The 17,030-nt window shown below is 43.3% G+C and carries 16 protein-coding genes; 10 read left to right on the top strand and 6 right to left on the bottom strand.

Features of this window, described 5'->3' with window-relative positions; genetic code table 11:
• Positions 1-97: 97 nt before the first annotated feature.
• The 4 genes from ilvC to ilvD are packed head-to-tail and all read right to left on the bottom strand — an operon-like array spanning position 98 to position 5,096.
• Positions 98-1,099: a ketol-acid reductoisomerase gene (gene ilvC, locus GF867_RS01740; RefSeq protein WP_153831391.1), complete on the bottom strand. Its 1,002-nt coding sequence runs from the start codon at positions 1,097-1,099 to the stop codon at positions 98-100.
• Between the two features lie 38 nt (positions 1,100-1,137).
• Entirely contained in the window at positions 1,138-1,626 is a 489-nt protein-coding gene (ilvN, locus tag GF867_RS01735) for an acetolactate synthase small subunit (RefSeq protein ID WP_153831390.1), read from the bottom strand.
• Positions 1,623-3,353: a biosynthetic-type acetolactate synthase large subunit gene (gene ilvB, locus GF867_RS01730; RefSeq protein ID WP_366927718.1), complete on the bottom strand. Its 1,731-nt coding sequence runs from the start codon at positions 3,351-3,353 to the stop codon at positions 1,623-1,625. Before ilvB ends, ilvN begins: the two co-directional genes overlap by 4 nt.
• Positions 3,354-3,401: 48 nt before the next feature.
• Positions 3,402-5,096 (bottom strand): dihydroxy-acid dehydratase, encoded by a 1,695-nt coding sequence (gene ilvD, locus GF867_RS01725; protein WP_153831389.1) that lies wholly within the window; start codon positions 5,094-5,096, stop codon positions 3,402-3,404.
• A 138-nt stretch (positions 5,097-5,234) separates the two neighbouring features.
• Here ilvD and GF867_RS01720 point away from each other — a divergent pair, with 138 nt between their 5' ends.
• Positions 5,235-5,576 (top strand): metal-sulfur cluster assembly factor, encoded by a 342-nt coding sequence (locus GF867_RS01720; RefSeq protein ID WP_153831388.1) that lies wholly within the window; start codon positions 5,235-5,237, stop codon positions 5,574-5,576.
• Positions 5,577-5,662: 86 nt separating this feature from the next.
• On the opposite strand, the gene GF867_RS01715 is transcribed toward GF867_RS01720, so the two are convergent.
• Complete coding sequence (locus tag GF867_RS01715; RefSeq protein WP_153831387.1) at positions 5,663-6,043, bottom strand: RidA family protein; 381 nt, start codon at positions 6,041-6,043, stop codon at positions 5,663-5,665.
• A 54-nt stretch (positions 6,044-6,097) separates the two neighbouring features.
• Positions 6,098-7,357, bottom strand: a complete 1,260-nt coding sequence (gene ilvA, locus GF867_RS01710) for a threonine ammonia-lyase IlvA (protein ID WP_153831386.1) — start codon at positions 7,355-7,357, stop codon at positions 6,098-6,100.
• Between the two features lie 415 nt (positions 7,358-7,772).
• On the opposite strand from ilvA, the gene GF867_RS01705 reads away from it, so the two are divergent.
• From GF867_RS01705 to sufB, 9 genes are read left to right on the top strand one after another with little or no spacing between them, the layout of a single operon-like run.
• Positions 7,773-8,702, top strand: coding sequence for an iron chelate uptake ABC transporter family permease subunit (locus tag GF867_RS01705; RefSeq protein WP_153831385.1), 930 nt, complete (start codon positions 7,773-7,775; stop codon positions 8,700-8,702).
• Positions 8,703-8,705: 3 nt separating this feature from the next.
• Positions 8,706-9,680, top strand: a complete 975-nt coding sequence (locus tag GF867_RS01700) for an iron chelate uptake ABC transporter family permease subunit (RefSeq protein WP_153831384.1) — start codon at positions 8,706-8,708, stop codon at positions 9,678-9,680.
• A gap of 43 nt (positions 9,681-9,723) precedes the next feature.
• Positions 9,724-10,449, top strand: a complete 726-nt coding sequence (locus GF867_RS01695; RefSeq protein WP_153831383.1) for an ATP-binding cassette domain-containing protein — start codon at positions 9,724-9,726, stop codon at positions 10,447-10,449.
• The gene (locus GF867_RS01690) at positions 10,446-11,375 is read left to right on the top strand and encodes a siderophore ABC transporter substrate-binding protein (protein ID WP_153831382.1); all 930 of its coding nucleotides are present in this window, start codon (positions 10,446-10,448) and stop codon (positions 11,373-11,375) included. The genes GF867_RS01695 and GF867_RS01690 overlap by 4 nt, the downstream gene beginning before the upstream one ends.
• 35 nt (positions 11,376-11,410) lie before the next feature.
• Positions 11,411-12,181, top strand: a complete 771-nt coding sequence (gene sufC, locus GF867_RS01685) for a Fe-S cluster assembly ATPase SufC (RefSeq protein WP_153831381.1) — start codon at positions 11,411-11,413, stop codon at positions 12,179-12,181.
• Between the two features lie 3 nt (positions 12,182-12,184).
• The gene (sufD, locus tag GF867_RS01680) at positions 12,185-13,498 is read left to right on the top strand and encodes a Fe-S cluster assembly protein SufD (RefSeq protein ID WP_153831380.1); all 1,314 of its coding nucleotides are present in this window, start codon (positions 12,185-12,187) and stop codon (positions 13,496-13,498) included.
• A 20-nt stretch (positions 13,499-13,518) separates the two neighbouring features.
• Positions 13,519-14,769 carry a SufS family cysteine desulfurase gene (locus GF867_RS01675; protein WP_153831379.1) on the top strand — a complete coding sequence of 417 codons (1,251 nt, stop codon included), beginning with the start codon at positions 13,519-13,521 and terminating at the stop codon, positions 14,767-14,769.
• Positions 14,756-15,250, top strand: coding sequence for a Fe-S cluster assembly sulfur transfer protein SufU (sufU, locus tag GF867_RS01670; RefSeq protein ID WP_153831378.1), 495 nt, complete (start codon positions 14,756-14,758; stop codon positions 15,248-15,250). Before GF867_RS01675 ends, sufU begins: the two co-directional genes overlap by 14 nt.
• Before the next feature lie 18 nt (positions 15,251-15,268).
• Positions 15,269-16,663 carry a Fe-S cluster assembly protein SufB gene (gene sufB, locus GF867_RS01665; protein ID WP_153831377.1) on the top strand — a complete coding sequence of 465 codons (1,395 nt, stop codon included), beginning with the start codon at positions 15,269-15,271 and terminating at the stop codon, positions 16,661-16,663.
• The last annotated feature ends 367 nt before the right edge of the window (positions 16,664-17,030 follow it).

The raw sequence follows: 17,030 nt of genomic DNA, 5'->3' as shown, positions 1-17,030 counted from the left end.
GACTCCTTTTAGTCATCGCTTTGTCTTGTTTCTATATACAAGAAAACCCAGTAACAGCATTGAGCTATTACCGAGTTTCGACGTGTATCTGGAAATGTTAATCAACTAATGAATCTCCAATAAATGGCATGAGGCCACGTAATTCTTTACCTACTGCTGTAATTGGATGTTCTTTCTCATGGCGTTTGATCGCGTTGAACTTCGGACGGTTAGTCTGGTTCTCTAAGATCCAGTTACGTGCGAATTCACCGTCTTGAATGTCTTTTAGGATACCCTTCATGGCTTCTTTAGTGTCCGATGTGACAACACGCGGACCACTTACGTAATCTCCCCATTCTGCTGTATCTGATATGGAGTAGCGCATGTTCTCTAAGCCACCTTCGTAAATTAAGTCTACGATTAATTTCAATTCGTGAAGCACTTCAAAGTAGGCAGACTCTGGTTGATAACCAGCTTCTGTTAAAACTTCGAATCCAGCTTTAATTAAGTGAGATACCCCACCACAAAGTACGGCTTGTTCACCGAATAAGTCCGTCTCGGTCTCTTCCTTGAAGGTTGTCTCTAAGATTCCAGCACGTCCTGCACCAACCCCTACCGCGTAAGCTAAGCCGATTTCCTTAGCATGGCCGGTTGCATCTTGATGAACTCCCACTAAGGCTGGTACACCAGCACCTTCTTCGAAAGTTCGACGTACTAAGTGTCCCGGTCCCTTGGGTGCTACTAAGAACACATCCACATCTTCAGGTGCAACGATTTGGTTGTAGTGAATATTGAATCCGTGAGCGAAGACTAAGGCGTTGCCCGCTTCTAAGTTGTCTTTAATGCTATTATCGTATACTTCCGCCTGTCGTTCATCAGGTAATAGAACCATAATAACATCCGCTTCTTTTGTAGCTTCGGCGACAGATTTCACATCGAACCCATCTTCTTTTGCGGCATCGAATGACTTACCTTCACGTAGACCTACTACTACTTTGAACCCGCTGTCTCGTAAGTTTTGTGAATGGGCATGTCCTTGCGATCCGTAACCAATGATGGCGATCGTCTTATCTTCTAGAATGGCTGTTGAAATATTTGTATCGTAAAGTACTTTTGTCATGTTAAAGGCTCCCTTTTTATGTGTGTTTTTTTAATAAATTACTTACTACTTGTATCTCGGACAAAGGCAGTTAAGCCTGTTCGCGACACTTCAATAATGCCGAAAGGCTTGACTAAATTAATAAGGGCATCTACCTTAGAAAGTCCTCCAGTCACTTCAATCGTAATTGAATTACGGGCTACATCTAAGATACGTGTTCGGAATGGCTCAATCAGACTTTGAATTTCTGCTCGAGAAGACTTGCTAGTTTTGACTTTTATTAAGGCTAATTCTCTGGCGACAATATCTTGGTGGGTAATATCATTGACTTTTAAGACGTGAATTTGCTTGTTCAATTGCTTAATGAGTTGTTCAGCACTATTAGCTGAGTCCAAGTCAACGACAAAGGTCATCTTAGAGATCCCCTCTTTGGTTGTCTTGCCGACCGTAATACTTTCGATGTTAAAGCTACGTCTGGCGAGTAAGCCAGTGATGCGATTCAATACCCCACTAGCATCTTCCACAGTGGCTGTGATAATGTGTCTCATATTGGTTTCACCCCAGTCATCTCGCCGTTCCCTTTACCTGCTGGTACCATGGGGAATACTTTTTCTTTCATCGGTATCATGACCTCAACAACAACCGGTCCGTCATAAGCGAAGACCTCTTCCAAAGCCTCATCGACTATGGATTCTTGACTAATCTGCATCCCCTTAATTCCGTAACCGTCTGCAATCTTCACGAAGTCTGGATTCTTACCGTCATTGAATAAGGACTCCGAATAATGTTCGTCGTAAAGCAATTCTTGCCACTGCCGTACCATGCCTAAGGTCTCATTATTCAATATAAAAATCTTAACCGGCAAATTGTATTGCTTAATGGTCGCCAGTTCTTGAATGGTCATCTGATAGCCACCATCTCCTACAAAGAGTGCGACCGTCTCATCTGGACGACCAATCTGAGCACCTATTGCCGCTGGCAAGCCGAACCCCATAGTTCCTAAACCGCCCGAACTGACAAAGCTTAATGGCTTATCTTGACAGTAAAATTGTGCTGCCCACATTTGGTGCTGACCTACATCGGTAATCACAATGGCTTGGTGATTAGTCTTTTGCGAGACTTTCTCAATGAACCATTGGGGTGAGATGAGTTGGTCGTAATTGTAGTACCAGAAAGGATTATCTTCCTTCTTGGCTAGGCAATGGTCAATCCAATCGCTATAGTCTACCTGAACGGCTTCCGCTTCAAGTAAAGCTTCTAGAGCCAACTTAGCGTCGCTGACGACGGGGATGTCGACTTTGATATTTTTGCCAATTTCAGCGGGGTCGATGTCAATATGCACCACTTTGGAATGGGGTGAAAACTCTGACAACTTGCCCGTCAGTCGGTCATCGAAGCGGGACCCGATATTAATTAAGAGATCAGCATTGATAATGGCTTGGTTGGAGGCGTAGCTACCGTGCATCCCTCCCATGCCGAGTGATAGTCTGTGCGAGCCTGGTAGGGCCCCAATGCCTTGCAAAGTATTCACAACCGGCATGGGATAGCGGTCGAGGAAAGTTAATAATTCTTCATTGGCCTTGGCAAAGTGCACACCCGCTCCAGCTAATAAGACGGGCTTTTCAGCCTGGGGTAAGGCTTCTAGCACTCTTTCGATCTGCCCCGCATTCGGTTGAGTCGTTGGCTGGTAACCTGCTAAGTGGAAGTCGCCTGAATAATCCCCCTCCACTAAGGCTTCAGATATATTTTTGGGAATATCTATTACCACTGGCCCTTTACGGCCACTTGAAGCGATATGGAAGGCCTCATTCATTATGCGCGGTATGTCTGCGACATTTTTTATTTGATAATTGTGTTTTGAGATAGGGGTTGTTAGACCGATAACATCCGCTTCTTGGAAGCCATCCGTTCCAATCACTGCCGAGGAGACTTGCCCAGCGATGACGACTAAGGGAAGTGAGTCTAACATGGCGTCAGCAATCCCTGTAAGTAGGTTCGTGATACCTGGTCCTGATGTCGCAATAACCACTCCCGTCTTGCCCGTAACGCGGGCATAGCCTTCCGCAGCATGAATTAAGCCTTGTTCGTGGCGGCAGAGATAATTTTTAAAGCTAGGATTCATCTCATAGAGTGAATCAAATATTGGTAAGACTGCGCCACCTGGATAGCCAAATATTACATCCACATCGTTGTCCATTAAACTTTGAATGAGTAAGTCTGCCCCAGTTCTTATTGTTTTTGTTTGATTTGAGTGCTCATTTTTGTACGGTTCCACACATCAACGCCTCCTTTTTTAATAATTTTTGTTCGATGGATCTCACCCTTAATCGTTCCACTCTTCACGCTTATAGAAGTCGGTAATCGCTCCTCGTGATGAACTTGATACAATATGGGCGTATTTACCTAAGGCACCACGTGTCTCAAGTGGTGGTAAGACGAGCTGAGCACGACGCTCGGCTAATTCTTCCTCAGATACAACCATCGTTAATTCCTTGGTATCTTGGTCAATGATAATGGTGTCACCGTCTTGGACAAGGGCGATTGGTCCACCATCTTGTGCTTCTGGGGCCACATGTCCGACTACGAATCCGTGAGATCCACCTGAGAAGCGACCGTCAGTAATTAAGCAGACTTTCAATCCTTTACCTACTAACATACTGGATAAGGACAGCATCTCTGGCATACCTGGCCCACCCTTAGGTCCTACATATCGAACAATGACCACGTCGTTATCAACAATCTCATGATGTAAGGTCGCTTCAATGGCTTCTTCCTCGGTGTTATAGACTTTAGCTGGTCCTTCATGGCGGCGAACTTTCAATCCTGATACCTTCACAACAGCACCTTCAGGAGCTAAGTTCCCTTTAAGGACAATCAACGGGCCATCGGCACGTTTAGGATTTGATAGTGGCATAATAACTTGTTGTCCAGCCACTAAGTCAGGAGCATCTTCTAAGTTCTCAGCTAAGGTCTTACCAGTTACTGTTAAGCAATCTCCATGAATGTAACCATTTTGGTATAAATACTTGAGTACCGCTGGTACTCCACCCGCCTCATATAAATCTTGGAAGACATAATGACCACTTGGCTTCAAGTCTGCTAGATGCGGCACTTTAGCTTGAATCGTATTAAAGTCTTCAATCTTTAAGTCAACATCGGCGGCATGGGCGATGGCTAACAAATGCAAAATGGCATTGGTTGACCCTCCTAAGGCCATCGTTAAGGTAATGGCATTCTCAAAGGATTTGCGGGTTAAAATATCGCTTGGTCGGATATTTTTATCAATTAATTGAAGGACTGCGCGTCCTGCTTTGAGGACATCATCTTCTTTGGCTTGGGTAATGGCTGGGTTGGAGGAAGAGCCTGGTAAGCTTAAGCCAAGGGCCTCAATGGCTGACGCCATGGTATTGGCAGTGTACATTCCACCACATGCACCTGGGCCCGGACAGGCATTACATTCAATTTTCTTTAATTGTTCATCGCTAATCTCACCATTATTCCATTTACCTACACCTTCAAAGACAGATACTAAGTCAATGTCTTTGCCGTTTAACTTACCTGGGGCAATGGTTCCTCCGTAGACGAAGATGGACGGAATATCCAGGTTAGCCATCGCAATGACACAACCCGGCATATTCTTATCACAGCCACCAATGGCTACAAAGGCGTCACAGTTATGACCGCCAATGGCTATCTCTACTGAATCTGCAATGGCATCCCGGCTGGGCAAGGAATACCGCATTCCTTGCGTTCCCATGGCAATTCCATCGGATACCGTAATCGTTCCGAATTGAACGGGCCATCCACCACTTTCACTAACGCCTTCCTTAGCAATAATTCCTAAGTCATGAAGGTGAATGTTACACGGCGTATTCTCAGCCCAAGTAGATATCACACCAATAATCGGCTTCTCAAAACTCTCATCATCCATTCCTGTCGCTCGCATCATTGCCCGGTTAGGCGCCTTTACAGGACCGTCATACACATGACTACGTTTTTTTAGATTTTTATTTGACATGGTCGTTCATCCTTTCAAGATTGACTCTTTCATTTTCACTTTGACAAGTTCCATATATCCGGTAAAATAATTGATAATTGATTAATTTTAATTGAAATTCACATCTAAAACTAATAATACAACGGAGGTAATATAAGTATGAGAGACGATATTCAAACAAACAACTTTCCCGATGACTTAAAGCAAGCGATTATTGATCAACTTGTAACGATTTTCGACCCAGAAATTGGCTTGGACATCTACAACCTCGGCTTAATCTATGCGATGGAGGTCGATAGTAACAAGCATTGTGAGATCACCTTAACTTTTACCGGTATGGCTTGCAGTTGCGTCGACACAGTGCCCATTGAGCTAACTGAAAAGTTAACTAGCATTGAAGGCATCGATACCGTTAAGGTCAATATCGTATGGGAGCCTGCTTGGAATATTCAAAACATCAGTCGGATTGGCCGGATCGCCTTAGGAATTAATCCTAATTAGTTAAATATTCTGCCCTTCAACTTGCTTCAACTACAGAAGCAAGTTTTTTTTGTTTTTCTTAGGGTCGGCAACTGATTCAGCCATCATTAACCTTTCTCAACTTCAGCAATCACCTCAATTTCAACCAAGGCACCTAATGGCAAGTCTCGGACCGCAAAGGCCGAGCGAGCTGGATAAGGGGCTTTGAACTGTTGTGCGTAGATCTCGTTCACTTTATCGAAGTGTTGAATGTCACTCAGTAAAACCGTGACTTTGACAATATTAGCTAAAGTTAAGTCTTCAGACTCTAATACGTAGCTAATATTTCTGAAGGCTTGTTGCGTTTGCTTTTCTAAGCCGTCAACTAATTGGCCGGTCTCTTTATCGAGCCCTATTTGACCGGATAGAAATATCAGTCCGTTGGTCTTGATTGCTTGAGAATAAGGTCCTACTGCATCGGGAGCTAGGGGCGAATTGACTACTTTCATTTTCTTCCTCCTCAAAATCTTTCTCTGATAAATCACTCGAATATTCATCATCGACTACACTAATAATTGATACAGACTCGGATTTTCCGTGACGTTAATATAGTTAGAATCAAAGGCTTCGATCCGGCGAAGTAAACTTTCTAAATTCTCGCGCTTACCTAATTGGATGCCGATAAAGACAGGTGCTTGGGATCGATTAATCCGCTTCGTATATTCAAAGCGGGTAATATCATCATCCTTGTTCAACACATCCGTTACGAAGTCTTTCAAAGCACCAGCACGTTGGGGGAACTTGACGATAAAATATTTTTGCAAGCCGCGGTAGACCATGGCACGCTCTTCAATTTCCGCCATGCGGTTAATGTCATTATTCCCACCTGATATTAAGCAGACGACGGTCTTGCCTCGAATCTCATCAGCCATCTTATCTAAGGCAGCTACCGTTAAGGCACCTGAGGGCTCGACGACTATCGCTTGCCTAGTATACAAATCTAATATCATCTGGCTGACCAGTCCTTCAGGAACCGTAATAAAATCTTCAACAAATTCTTTTGTGTAGTGGTAGGTTAAGTCACCCACCTTAGCCACCGCTGTCCCATCGCAAAACTTATCCACTTTCTCTAGTGCTACCGGACCTCCCTGTTCGATCGCTAATTTCATGGAAGCTGCCCCATCTGGTTCCACTCCTATAATGGCGGAAGTTGGCATGGCATCTTTGGCGTAGGCACTCACTCCTGAGATTAAGCCACCCCCTCCTACGGGTAGCAAGATGTAATCCGCTTGGTCACCATTGGCCACTAAGTCTTGATGGATCTCGACGCCAATCGTTCCTTGCCCTAAGATAACGTTCAAATCGTCAAAGGGCTCAATGAAGGTAAGATTGTGCTTTTCAGCGTAGACATGCGCAGCGACGTTACTCTTATCAAAGGTATCTTCTTGAATGACAACCTTGACGTATTTGCCTCCAAAATATTGAACTTGGTCAATCTTTTGTCTTGGAGTTGTGGTCGGCATGAAGATAATTCCATTCACCTTCTTCAACTGGCAAGTATAAGCAACGCCTTGGGCATGGTTTCCAGCCGACGCACAAATAACACCCTTAGCAAGCTCATCGTCTGATAACTGATTAATAGCATACAGCGCTCCTCTCAGTTTAAATGAACGTACAATTTGTAAGTCTTCCCGCTTTAAATAGATCGACGCTTTATACTTATCTGACAAATAGGGATCATACATTAACGGCGTTTGGTTGACGCTCTGCCTTAATGACTTATACGCAGTAAGTACATCTTCTGATGTAATAGTTGGAAACATGCCTTATCCTCCTCATTTTATTAAAAATTAATTAGAACCATTATGGATTAATTACTATCTAAAGTCAACACTTATAACATAAATCAATATATCTTATTTATAAGTTATTATCCTGCTCTATATAATGATAATTTAATTATATTATCGCTATTTATTCCATTGGATATTAATAATATTTTATTGCGATACACCTTGATACAATCACTCTAAACCCTTAAATAGAACGGTTATAATTAGTTGTTTATACTTATTCAAAATATACCATTATCTTAATTCAACTCAAAAAAAGTCAATTTATTTCAAAATAATTATGAGAACTTTCTAGTTTTTATAATTTGCATGTGCTATAGTATTAATAATTTTTAAGAGACTAACGTCTTTTATTAAATTAAAATTAGAAATCAAGGGGAGTGTTATGTCAGTTAAAAATATTGTTAGTCAGTTCGTGATGGTTGCTTTATGTTTGTTATCGTTGGCTATTGGGACAGATGGATTCAATTTAACCGGCTTGAACTCACTCATTTTCTGGCAATCTCGCTTTCCCAGAACCCTTAGCATTGTCTTAGTCGGTAGTAGTATGAGTTTGGCAGGCTTGTTGATGCAAAGTATTTCTAATAATAAGTTTGCTGGTCCTTCAACCGTTGGAACTATTGAAGCCGCCAAGCTAGGTCTTATCCTATGTCTGATCACACCGGGAATTACGAATGGGAATAAAATTTTCTTCTCCTTCTTGAGTGCGGCCGTTTTCACCCTAGGGTTTATTACTTTACTTAGGCAAATCCATATTAAGAAAGATTGGATGGTACCTCTTTTTGGTATTATTTACGGTCAATTGCTTAATGGACTCGGGCAAGCAATCGCCTACCGCTACCAATTGACTCAAAATATTCAATCTTGGGTGCAAGGGTCCTTTGCCATGATTCAAGTTGGACGATATGAATGGTTATTTTTGAATATTATTACGATCTTCATCAGTTACTTACTGATTCACCGATTATCCATCGTGAAATTAGGAGAGGATTTCTCTACCAACTTGGGTATTAACTACCAAGCCACTTGGCTCATTATTATTATGTGTGTCTCATTGACGACAGCAGTCAATGTCATGGTTGTCGGAACACTTCCTTTCATAGGAGTGATTATCCCTAATATATTAAGAATTCAATCTGGCGATCTCTTAGCCCACTCCATGTCAGCCGTTATGATCTTTGGAGCCAGCTTTGTCTTATTATGTGACATCTTGGCGCGGATGATTATAATGCCCTTTGAGATACCCGTTGGAGTGATTATCTCCTTAATCGGTAGTGGTATTTTTATCTATATCTTAATCGTGAAAGAAGGTTAGTTTATGAAATTTAAACCATTCGCTTACTTACTTTCCTTGGTCGTTGTATTGTTGTCCCTTTTTTATTTGTTGAATAACTATGCAACTATGACCGACTATATATGGCGGTTAAGAGTATCCAAGTTGACTGCCTATATTGTCATTGTCTTAGCGATTGTGCCGTCCACCTTCGCCTTTCAGACCTTGTTCAGAAGTCATTATTTATCGCCGAATGTTCTGGGGATGGATGCTATCTTCAGCCTCTGCCAGACTTTGATTTTTTTTATTGGAAGTCGGTTTATGAATAGAGAGGTCGGCACTTTAACCACTTCATCTTTTTTGATTAATTTAGTATTAATGTTATTTTTCTCTGCCTTACTTTATATTGCAGTCCGGCCACGTCAGTTAAGAGAACGTTTCGATGAAAGCCTGCTTATCATGTTGGGCTTAATCTTAAGCCAATTAATTCGGAGTCTAACGACCTTTATGCAAGTGATTATGGATCCATCAGACTATGATGCCCTGTTCTCACGGCTTAATCCAAGTTTCCAACGCATCTCGACCACCTTATTAATTATCGGCATGGTCATTGTGTTGATTGGGCTTGTTATATTATTCAAATATTCATCGGTACTAGATGTCATTAAGGTAGACCACGACACCGCCGCAAGCTTAGGCATTAATATTCAAAAAGTCACTTATCAATTAATCTTCATCATTGTCTTGATGATTGGAACGTCAACCGCAATTGTTGGGCCACTTACTTTTCTTGGCTTTATGATTGCCAATATTACTTATCAATACACTCAAATTTCTCACCACTGGCAATACTTCATCATCGGCAGCTTGTTAGGGCTGATTATGATCATTGGGGGGCAATGGGTGAATGAATCACTACTCAATAACCACTACAATCTTTCAGTAATTGTAGACGTCGCAGGTGCATTGATGTTTTTCACTCTATTATTTAAAGGAGGACGAGCTTATCAGACTCAATAGTGTATATAAACATGTTCCATATCGTAAAAATTCACGCATCATCTTGGACGACATCTCATTAGATATTCCCCAAGGGCAACTGACCGCTATTATCGGACCTAACGGTGCCGGTAAGTCTACTTTGTTGAATATTATGGGCAATTTGGACCACAAAGATTTGGGTGAGATCTACTTAGATGATATTTCTTTGGACAAATGGAGTCGCAATGACTTAGCCAAACGGCTGAGCATTCTCAAGCAAAAACAACATTATGACTTAAAAATCACCGTCTATGAGTTTATCGCTTTCGGCCGTTATCCTTATTCCAAAGGACGTCTTAGTGACTTCGACCATGAAGTTATCCAAGAAATTATTGACTTCCTAGAGCTCCATGACCTGCAAGATAGCTACATCAATACCCTATCTGGTGGCCAACTCCAACGGTGTGCCATTGCGATGGTTATGGCCCAAGATACAGAACTGATCTTATTGGATGAACCTTTGAACAACTTAGATATTCGTCAAGAAATTCACCTGATGAACTTACTCAAGCGCTTAGTCGAAAAGTTCAACAAGCGAGTAGTCATCATTATGCATGACATTAATCGTGTCAGTCAGTTCGCGGATTATATTATCGCCTTAAAAAACGGTTGCTTATTCCACCAGGGGCGCACCCAAGAAGTCCTTCAATGTCCCATCTTAGAAGAACTCTATGATATTGGTGTCGACGTGATTGAGACACAACAACACCCCCTAATCAACTTCTATGAAAAGGAGCTTCTAACATGAAAAAATTCATAAAATGCTTTGCAACATTGGCACTCGCAGTCAGCCTTAACGCAGCCACTCTAAGCCCCATTCTAGCCCAGACAAGCGTGACGGACTCACGTGGCGAGGAAGTAACTGTAGACAGTACACTCCAACGCGTTATCACTCTTGGCTACCCCGAGTTCGATACCTTACGGGCCCTTGGCTTGGAAGATCTTGTCGTCGCTGCCCCCGTCTATTCAACGCCAGACTATATTGGGAGTTACAACGACGACGTGATTGACACAGCAAACTTACATGAACCGAATCTAGAAGTGCTTGCGGGTGCTAATAGCGACTTAATTATCGCAACAGGCCGGTCTTCAAGCTTAATTCCTGAGTTAGAACACATTGCCCCGGTCTTCCAATTCTCGACCGATAATGCTAACTATTGGGAATCTTTTGTAGCCATTAATACCGAACTGGCCAAATTATTCGATAAAGAAGAGGAAGCGACTGCCATTATCGAAGAGATTGACCAAGAGGCCCAAGCGGTTCGTGATATTAATAGTACGCTCGATGAGCAAACTTTAGTTCTACTATTGAATGAAGGCGAGATGGCAGTCTATGGGGCTGACTCACGCTTCGGATTGATATACCAAGTACTTGGATTCCAGTCGATTGAAGACTTCGTCATCGAAGACCAACGTCATGGGCAATCGGTTAGCTTTGAAGGTATCTTAGACTTGAACCCAGACCGTATCTTCGTCATTGACCGTACCCAAGCCATTGGTTCTGACAACTCAGCCAATACGGACTTAGTGGAGAATGCCCTAGTCAAAGAGACCAAGGCTTATCAAAATGATCAGATTCACTTCTTATCATCTCAATTATGGTATGTTTCTGGGTCAGGATTAGAATCCACCCACTTACAAATCCAAGAGATCGCAAACTTGATGCAACCTTAATTTAATAAAAAGAAATCATATTACTGGAGGTAGACATGACAACACTAGACATTAGAAACTTACACGTATCCATTGAAGACAAAGAAATACTAAAAGGTGTGAACCTAACCATTAACACCAACGAGATCCATGCCATTATGGGACCTAATGGTACCGGTAAATCAACTTTAGCTGCTGCGATTATGGGGAACCCTGCCTACGAAGTCACTGAAGGAGAGATCTATATCGATGGGAAGGACGTCCTGGAGATGGATGTCGATGAGCGTGCACGTGCCGGCTTGTTCTTAGCCGTACAATATCCTAGCGAGATCCCCGGGGTAACCAATGCCCAATTCATGAAGGCGGCCATTAATTCACGCCGTGCCGAAGATGATAAGATCAACGTCATGGAATTTATTAAAAAATTGGACGAGAAGATGGCCATCTTAGATATGCCCGAAGCCATGGCTGAACGTTACTTGAACGAGGGCTTCTCAGGGGGCGAGAAGAAGCGGAATGAGATTCTTCAATTAATGATGATTGAACCCACCTTCGCCATCTTAGATGAGATTGATTCAGGCTTAGATATTGATGCCTTAAAAGTTGTCTCCCGCGGAGTCAACGCTATGCGTGGTGATAACTTTGGTGCCTTAATTATTACCCACTACCAACGACTATTAAATTACATTACACCGGACTATATTCATATTGTCATTGATGGAAAAGTCGTTAAATCGGGTGGTCCAGAATTAGCACATCGTCTTGAAGCGGAAGGCTACAAAGGGATTATTGAAGAATTAGGCTTAGACTTTGAAGTGGAAGAGTAGGTGATGACATTGGAACAAACAAGCTTAGACCAACAACAATCACTCATCATACACTCTGATCAACTGCCAGACTTTTTCCTTACGGCTCAAGCCGAAGCCGCTGCTCAATGGGATAGCTTAGAGCTTCCAATTATTGAACGAATGCGTTATAAGAAATGGCCGCTTTTTACACAAACAATTACTAGCACCAGGACGAGACAGCCGGCCAACCCACTAGATGATGTCACACTAGACTTATTATCTAATGATGAAGTGGCAGCTCGAATTATCCATTACGGTAATGAAACTTACCTTGACTATATCGCCCAAGACTTAGCTGACAAAGGCGTTATTATCCAAGACCTGTTCACGGCCTTGGTTGACCATCCGGCCTTAGTTCAAAAGCACTTATTCTCTACCCTTGCCCCCTTGGAAGATAAGATTAATGCTTATCACACGGCCTATATGAATGGTGGCTTGTTCATCTATATACCGAAAAATGTCGAGATTAAATTACCGATTGAAACGGTATTAGTTCAAGATAGTCGCGATGAATTAGCATTTAACAAGCATATCTTAATTGTTAGTGAGCAAAATAGTCAGCTAACTTACTTAGAACGATCCGCTACTGTCGGTGACCATGCTAACAGCGCCACCCTATTGACCGAAGTCGTTGCTTCAGCCGGAGCCCAAGTGAAATTCGTCGCCATGGATGCTCTAGGGGAATCGACTTGCGCCTTCGTACGTCGCCACGGCATTACTTACGACGATGCCAATATTGAATGGGCCGCTGCGGCCATGAACCAAGGTAATACGATTTTAGACACTTATACGGAATTAAAAGGCCAAGGTTCCGCCTCCAATACAAATATTATTAGTATCGCCAATGGCAAGCAAACCCAAATGGTAAATACTGGATTATTAAATGTCGGCCATCATTCCGCTGCCAACATTTTCCAACACGGGGTTATATTAGACCAAGCCCGCCTAAGCTTTAATGGAATCGGTCAAATTGTTAAAGACGCTAAAGGGGCCGACGCCCAACAAGAAAGCCGCTTAATGATGCTGTCGCAAGAATCACGTGGCGATACTAACCCGATTTTATATATTGATGAATTCGAAGTGACGGCCGGTCACGCAGCCAGCGTGGGCCAAGTGGATCCTGAACAACTGTACTACTTAATGAGTCGCGGCTTATCACAAACTGATGCGGAATACTTATTAATTCGCGGCTTCCTCGGCCAAGTTATCCAGACCATTCCGTCAATGCAAATCAGGCAACAAATGGTTGAGATGATTGATAACAAATTACAGCTCTTCCACCCTGGCAATCTTTAAGGAGAATTGAAGTGATATAAATGATTAATAAGACGATCCGAGCCCACTTTCCGGGCTTGGAACAAAAAGTAAACAATGAGCCTTTAATATATTTCGACCATGCGGCGACATCGCAGACACCCTCTGCCGTTCTCGAGGCATTGAGCGATTATTACACCCACTACAAGGCCAATATCCACCGTGGCATTCACCAGTTGGCTCAGCGGGCAACAGACGCCTACGAAAATAGCCGCAAATTCATCGGACAATTTATCGGTGCCCAAGATAGTAGTGAAATTATTTTCACCAGTGGAACTACACAAGGGATTAACTTAATCGCACGTGGTTTAGTCGAACCTTTGTTAGAGGCTGGTGATATCATATTAACGAGCCGGCTTGAACATCACTCTAACTTAGTTCCTTGGCAAGAAGTCGCTAAGCGGACTGGGGCTCATCTACAATACTTAGACTTAGATGAAGCGACCCAAGTTCTTGACTTAGAGGCGCTCAAGGCGATGGACAAAGACCAGTTGAAAGCCGTCAAAGCCATTGCTATCCAACATGTATCCAATGTCTTGGGTGTGGAACAGCCCATTAAGGCGCTATGCCAATGGGCCCATCAGCATGACATCTTAGTAGTAGTAGATGGCGCTCAAGCCCTTCCACATATGCCAGTCAATGTCAGCGACCTAGGCGTGGATGCCTATTGCTTCAGTGGCCACAAGGCTTATGGACCGACTGGGATTGGAGTGTGTTATTTGAACAAAAGCTTACATACTCAGACTCAACCAGTGAACTTCGGTGGCGAGATGATCCATTATGTTGGTGACTTTGAAAGTAATTATAAAGCCCCCCCTTGGAAGTTCGAAGCGGGTACCCCTCCAATTGCCCAAGCTATTGCCTTGCAAGCTGCCTTGGAATTTATTGAATCAGTGGGTTATGACTCTATTCATACACACGAAACCGCCCTAGCCCAACGTTTGTATAAGGGGCTTCAAGCGATTGACGGCATTGAATTGTACCAAAGTCCTACAACCATCTCACAAGGGAGCCACGGCATTGTCTGCTTTAACTTTAGGGCCATTCATCCACATGATGTTGCTACGGCCTACGATATGGAAGGCATTGCTGTCCGGGCTGGTCATCATTGCGCCCAAGTCTTGATGCGTCAATTAGACGCGGCTGCTACGTTACGCGCCAGTATGGGTGTATACAATACGGTGGAAGAAGTCAATCGATTCGTCGCCTCCACCCACCGAGTAAAGGAGTTTTTTGACCATGTCACTCTATGATTTAAGTAGTCTGTACAAAGAAGTTATCATGGATCACTCCAACTACCCTCGTTACAAAAAATCCCTCGAAGATCCTAGTCACCGCATTGAATTGCTCAATCCGACTTGTGGGGATGCCATCGTCGTGGAGATGGTAGTTGATAACGACCACATCCAAGCGATCGCCTTCAATGGTCAAGGTTGTGCCATTAGTATGGCCAGTGCAGACATGATGTGCCAAAGCTTATTGAACAAGCCTGTCGAACAAGCGATCGACATTATCAACAACTTTGCCCATTTGATTGGTGGCGATCCTTTAGATGAGGGGCTGAGTGAGACGAATGTTATGTCACAAGATGAATTAATGAAACGCATTGGGGATGCCTACTTATTAGAAAGCTTGAAACAATTCCCTAGCCGCTACAAATGCGGCGTCCTAGCTTGGCGAGCCAGTGAAATGGCTTTAACACAACCGCCTAGTCAGAGTCCGACCAATATATAAGAAAGAGAGTGATGAGATATGAGTGAAGTGCCAATCCTTGGCGAATATGAATATGGTTTTCAAGATAAAGCGGAGATTATCTTCTCCACCGGCCTCGGCTTGAATGAGGATGTCATCCGAACGATTTCACAAGAAAAGAACGAACCCCAATGGATGTTAGATTACCGCCTAAAAGCTTACCGAATCTACAAATCAAAGCCCGTTGCTACGTGGGGGGCCGACCTGTCAGGCATTGACTTTGATGATATTACTTATTATCAAAAAGCGACCAATAAGCCGGCCCGTTCTTGGGATGATGTACCCGATGAGATCAAAAAGACTTTCGACCGACTCGGTATTCCTGAAGCAGAACGTGCCTACTTAGCCGGTGCTACTGTCCAGTACGAATCAGAAGCGGTCTACAGCCGGATGAAAGAAGAGTATGAGCGACTAGGCATTATCTTCACCGATATGGACACCGCCTTACGCGAGTATCCTGACTTAGTGAAAGAATATTTCGGTAAAGTTGTTCCTTCAGGCGACAACTTCCAATCTGCCTTGAACAGTGCGGTCTGGAGTGGTGGGACCTTCATCTATGTGCCCAAAGGGGTCCAAACCAAAGTCCCTCTACAAACTTACTTCCGGATGAACAATGAGAAAGCAGGCCAATTCGAACGCACCTTAATTATTGTCGACGAAGGTGCCAGCATCCAATATATTGAAGGATGTACCGCTCCAACTTTCTCCTATGCCAACTTACATGCTGCCGTTGTCGAAATTGTCGTTAAAAAAGACGCCTACTGTCGTTATTCAACCATCCAAAACTGGTCCAATAACGTCTACAATATTGTGACCAAGCGGGGCTATTGTTACGACGGAGGGACTTTGGAATGGATTGATGGTAACTTAGGCTCCTACAAAACCATGAAGTACCCGAGTATCTACTTGAACGGTCGTGGGGCTCGTGGAACGGTTATGACGATTGCCTTTGCCGGTGCCAACCAACACCAGCATACAGGGGCTAAGATTTTCCATATGGCTCCGGATACGTCAAGTACAATCGTGGCCAAGTCGATTGCCAAAGACGGAGGTATGGTCGACTATCTCGGCCAAGTCTACTTTGGTAAAAAGAGCGACCGTGCCTTCTCACATATTGAATGTGACACCATTATTATGGATGAGAAGTCGCGATCGGACACCATCCCTTTCAATGAAATTCACAATAGTAATGTTACTTTAGAACACGAAGCCAAAGTCTCTAAGATTTCTGAAGAGCAATTGTTTTACTTAATGAGTCGTGGATTGGATGAAGGGACCGCCACGGAGATGATTGTGATGGGGTTTGTGGAACCCTTTGCGAAGGAGTTGCCGTTGGAATACGCTGTGGAGTTGAACCGTCTGATTGCATATGAGATGGAAGGTTCTGTGGGGTAGTGGAGAGTTGTTGAAAGGATATAGTTGGAGCTTGGCTAAGCTTAACTGGGGCCCTCGCCTCTCCATATATTTTAATAAGGTTCGAACCGCTGATTTATGGGTGGTTCGAACTTTTTTTGATGGTATTTTAGATAATCTTCAAATTAAATAATGGATTTGCCGATGAATGGTGTCTTTATATAGAGAGACTATTTATGACTTTTATAGGAGGCAGTCATGGACAAACCATTTTACTTAGAATTTTAGAGACTTTGAGCGCACGCTACCAACTTCCGGACCCATCCCGGACCAAACTTTGGGCCATGCAGACCGGATTCAAGGGGCAGAAAGACTTTGAGGCGGTGGTGCAAGAAGTCCTTCCTCCCAC

This window comes from Fundicoccus ignavus (assembly GCF_009659375.1).
Classification (GTDB): domain Bacteria; phylum Bacillota; class Bacilli; order Lactobacillales; family Aerococcaceae; genus Fundicoccus; species Fundicoccus ignavus.
This window is presented reverse-complemented; position numbering and strand designations above follow the sequence as displayed.

Bases quoted from the DNA above. Each gene is read 5' to 3' on its own strand.
- ilvA (WP_153831386.1), bottom strand. From the start codon at position 7,357: ATGTTTCCAACTATTACATCAGAAGATGTACTTACTGCGTATAAGTCA.
- sufB (WP_153831377.1), top strand. From the start codon at position 15,269: ATGAGTGAAGTGCCAATCCTTGGCGAATATGAATATGGTTTTCAAGAT.
- ilvN (WP_153831390.1), bottom strand. From the start codon at position 1,626: ATGAGACACATTATCACAGCCACTGTGGAAGATGCTAGTGGGGTATTG.
- sufD (WP_153831380.1), top strand. From the start codon at position 12,185: ATGACATTGGAACAAACAAGCTTAGACCAACAACAATCACTCATCATA.
- ilvD (WP_153831389.1), bottom strand. From the start codon at position 5,096: ATGTCAAATAAAAATCTAAAAAAACGTAGTCATGTGTATGACGGTCCT.
- GF867_RS01690 (WP_153831382.1), top strand. From the start codon at position 10,446: ATGAAAAAATTCATAAAATGCTTTGCAACATTGGCACTCGCAGTCAGC.
- sufU (WP_153831378.1), top strand. From the start codon at position 14,756: ATGTCACTCTATGATTTAAGTAGTCTGTACAAAGAAGTTATCATGGAT.
- GF867_RS01675 (WP_153831379.1), top strand. From the start codon at position 13,519: ATGATTAATAAGACGATCCGAGCCCACTTTCCGGGCTTGGAACAAAAA.
- sufC (WP_153831381.1), top strand. From the start codon at position 11,411: ATGACAACACTAGACATTAGAAACTTACACGTATCCATTGAAGACAAA.
- GF867_RS01715 (WP_153831387.1), bottom strand. From the start codon at position 6,043: ATGAAAGTAGTCAATTCGCCCCTAGCTCCCGATGCAGTAGGACCTTAT.
- GF867_RS01700 (WP_153831384.1), top strand. From the start codon at position 8,706: ATGAAATTTAAACCATTCGCTTACTTACTTTCCTTGGTCGTTGTATTG.
- GF867_RS01705 (WP_153831385.1), top strand. From the start codon at position 7,773: ATGTCAGTTAAAAATATTGTTAGTCAGTTCGTGATGGTTGCTTTATGT.
- GF867_RS01720 (WP_153831388.1), top strand. From the start codon at position 5,235: ATGAGAGACGATATTCAAACAAACAACTTTCCCGATGACTTAAAGCAA.
- ilvC (WP_153831391.1), bottom strand. From the start codon at position 1,099: ATGACAAAAGTACTTTACGATACAAATATTTCAACAGCCATTCTAGAA.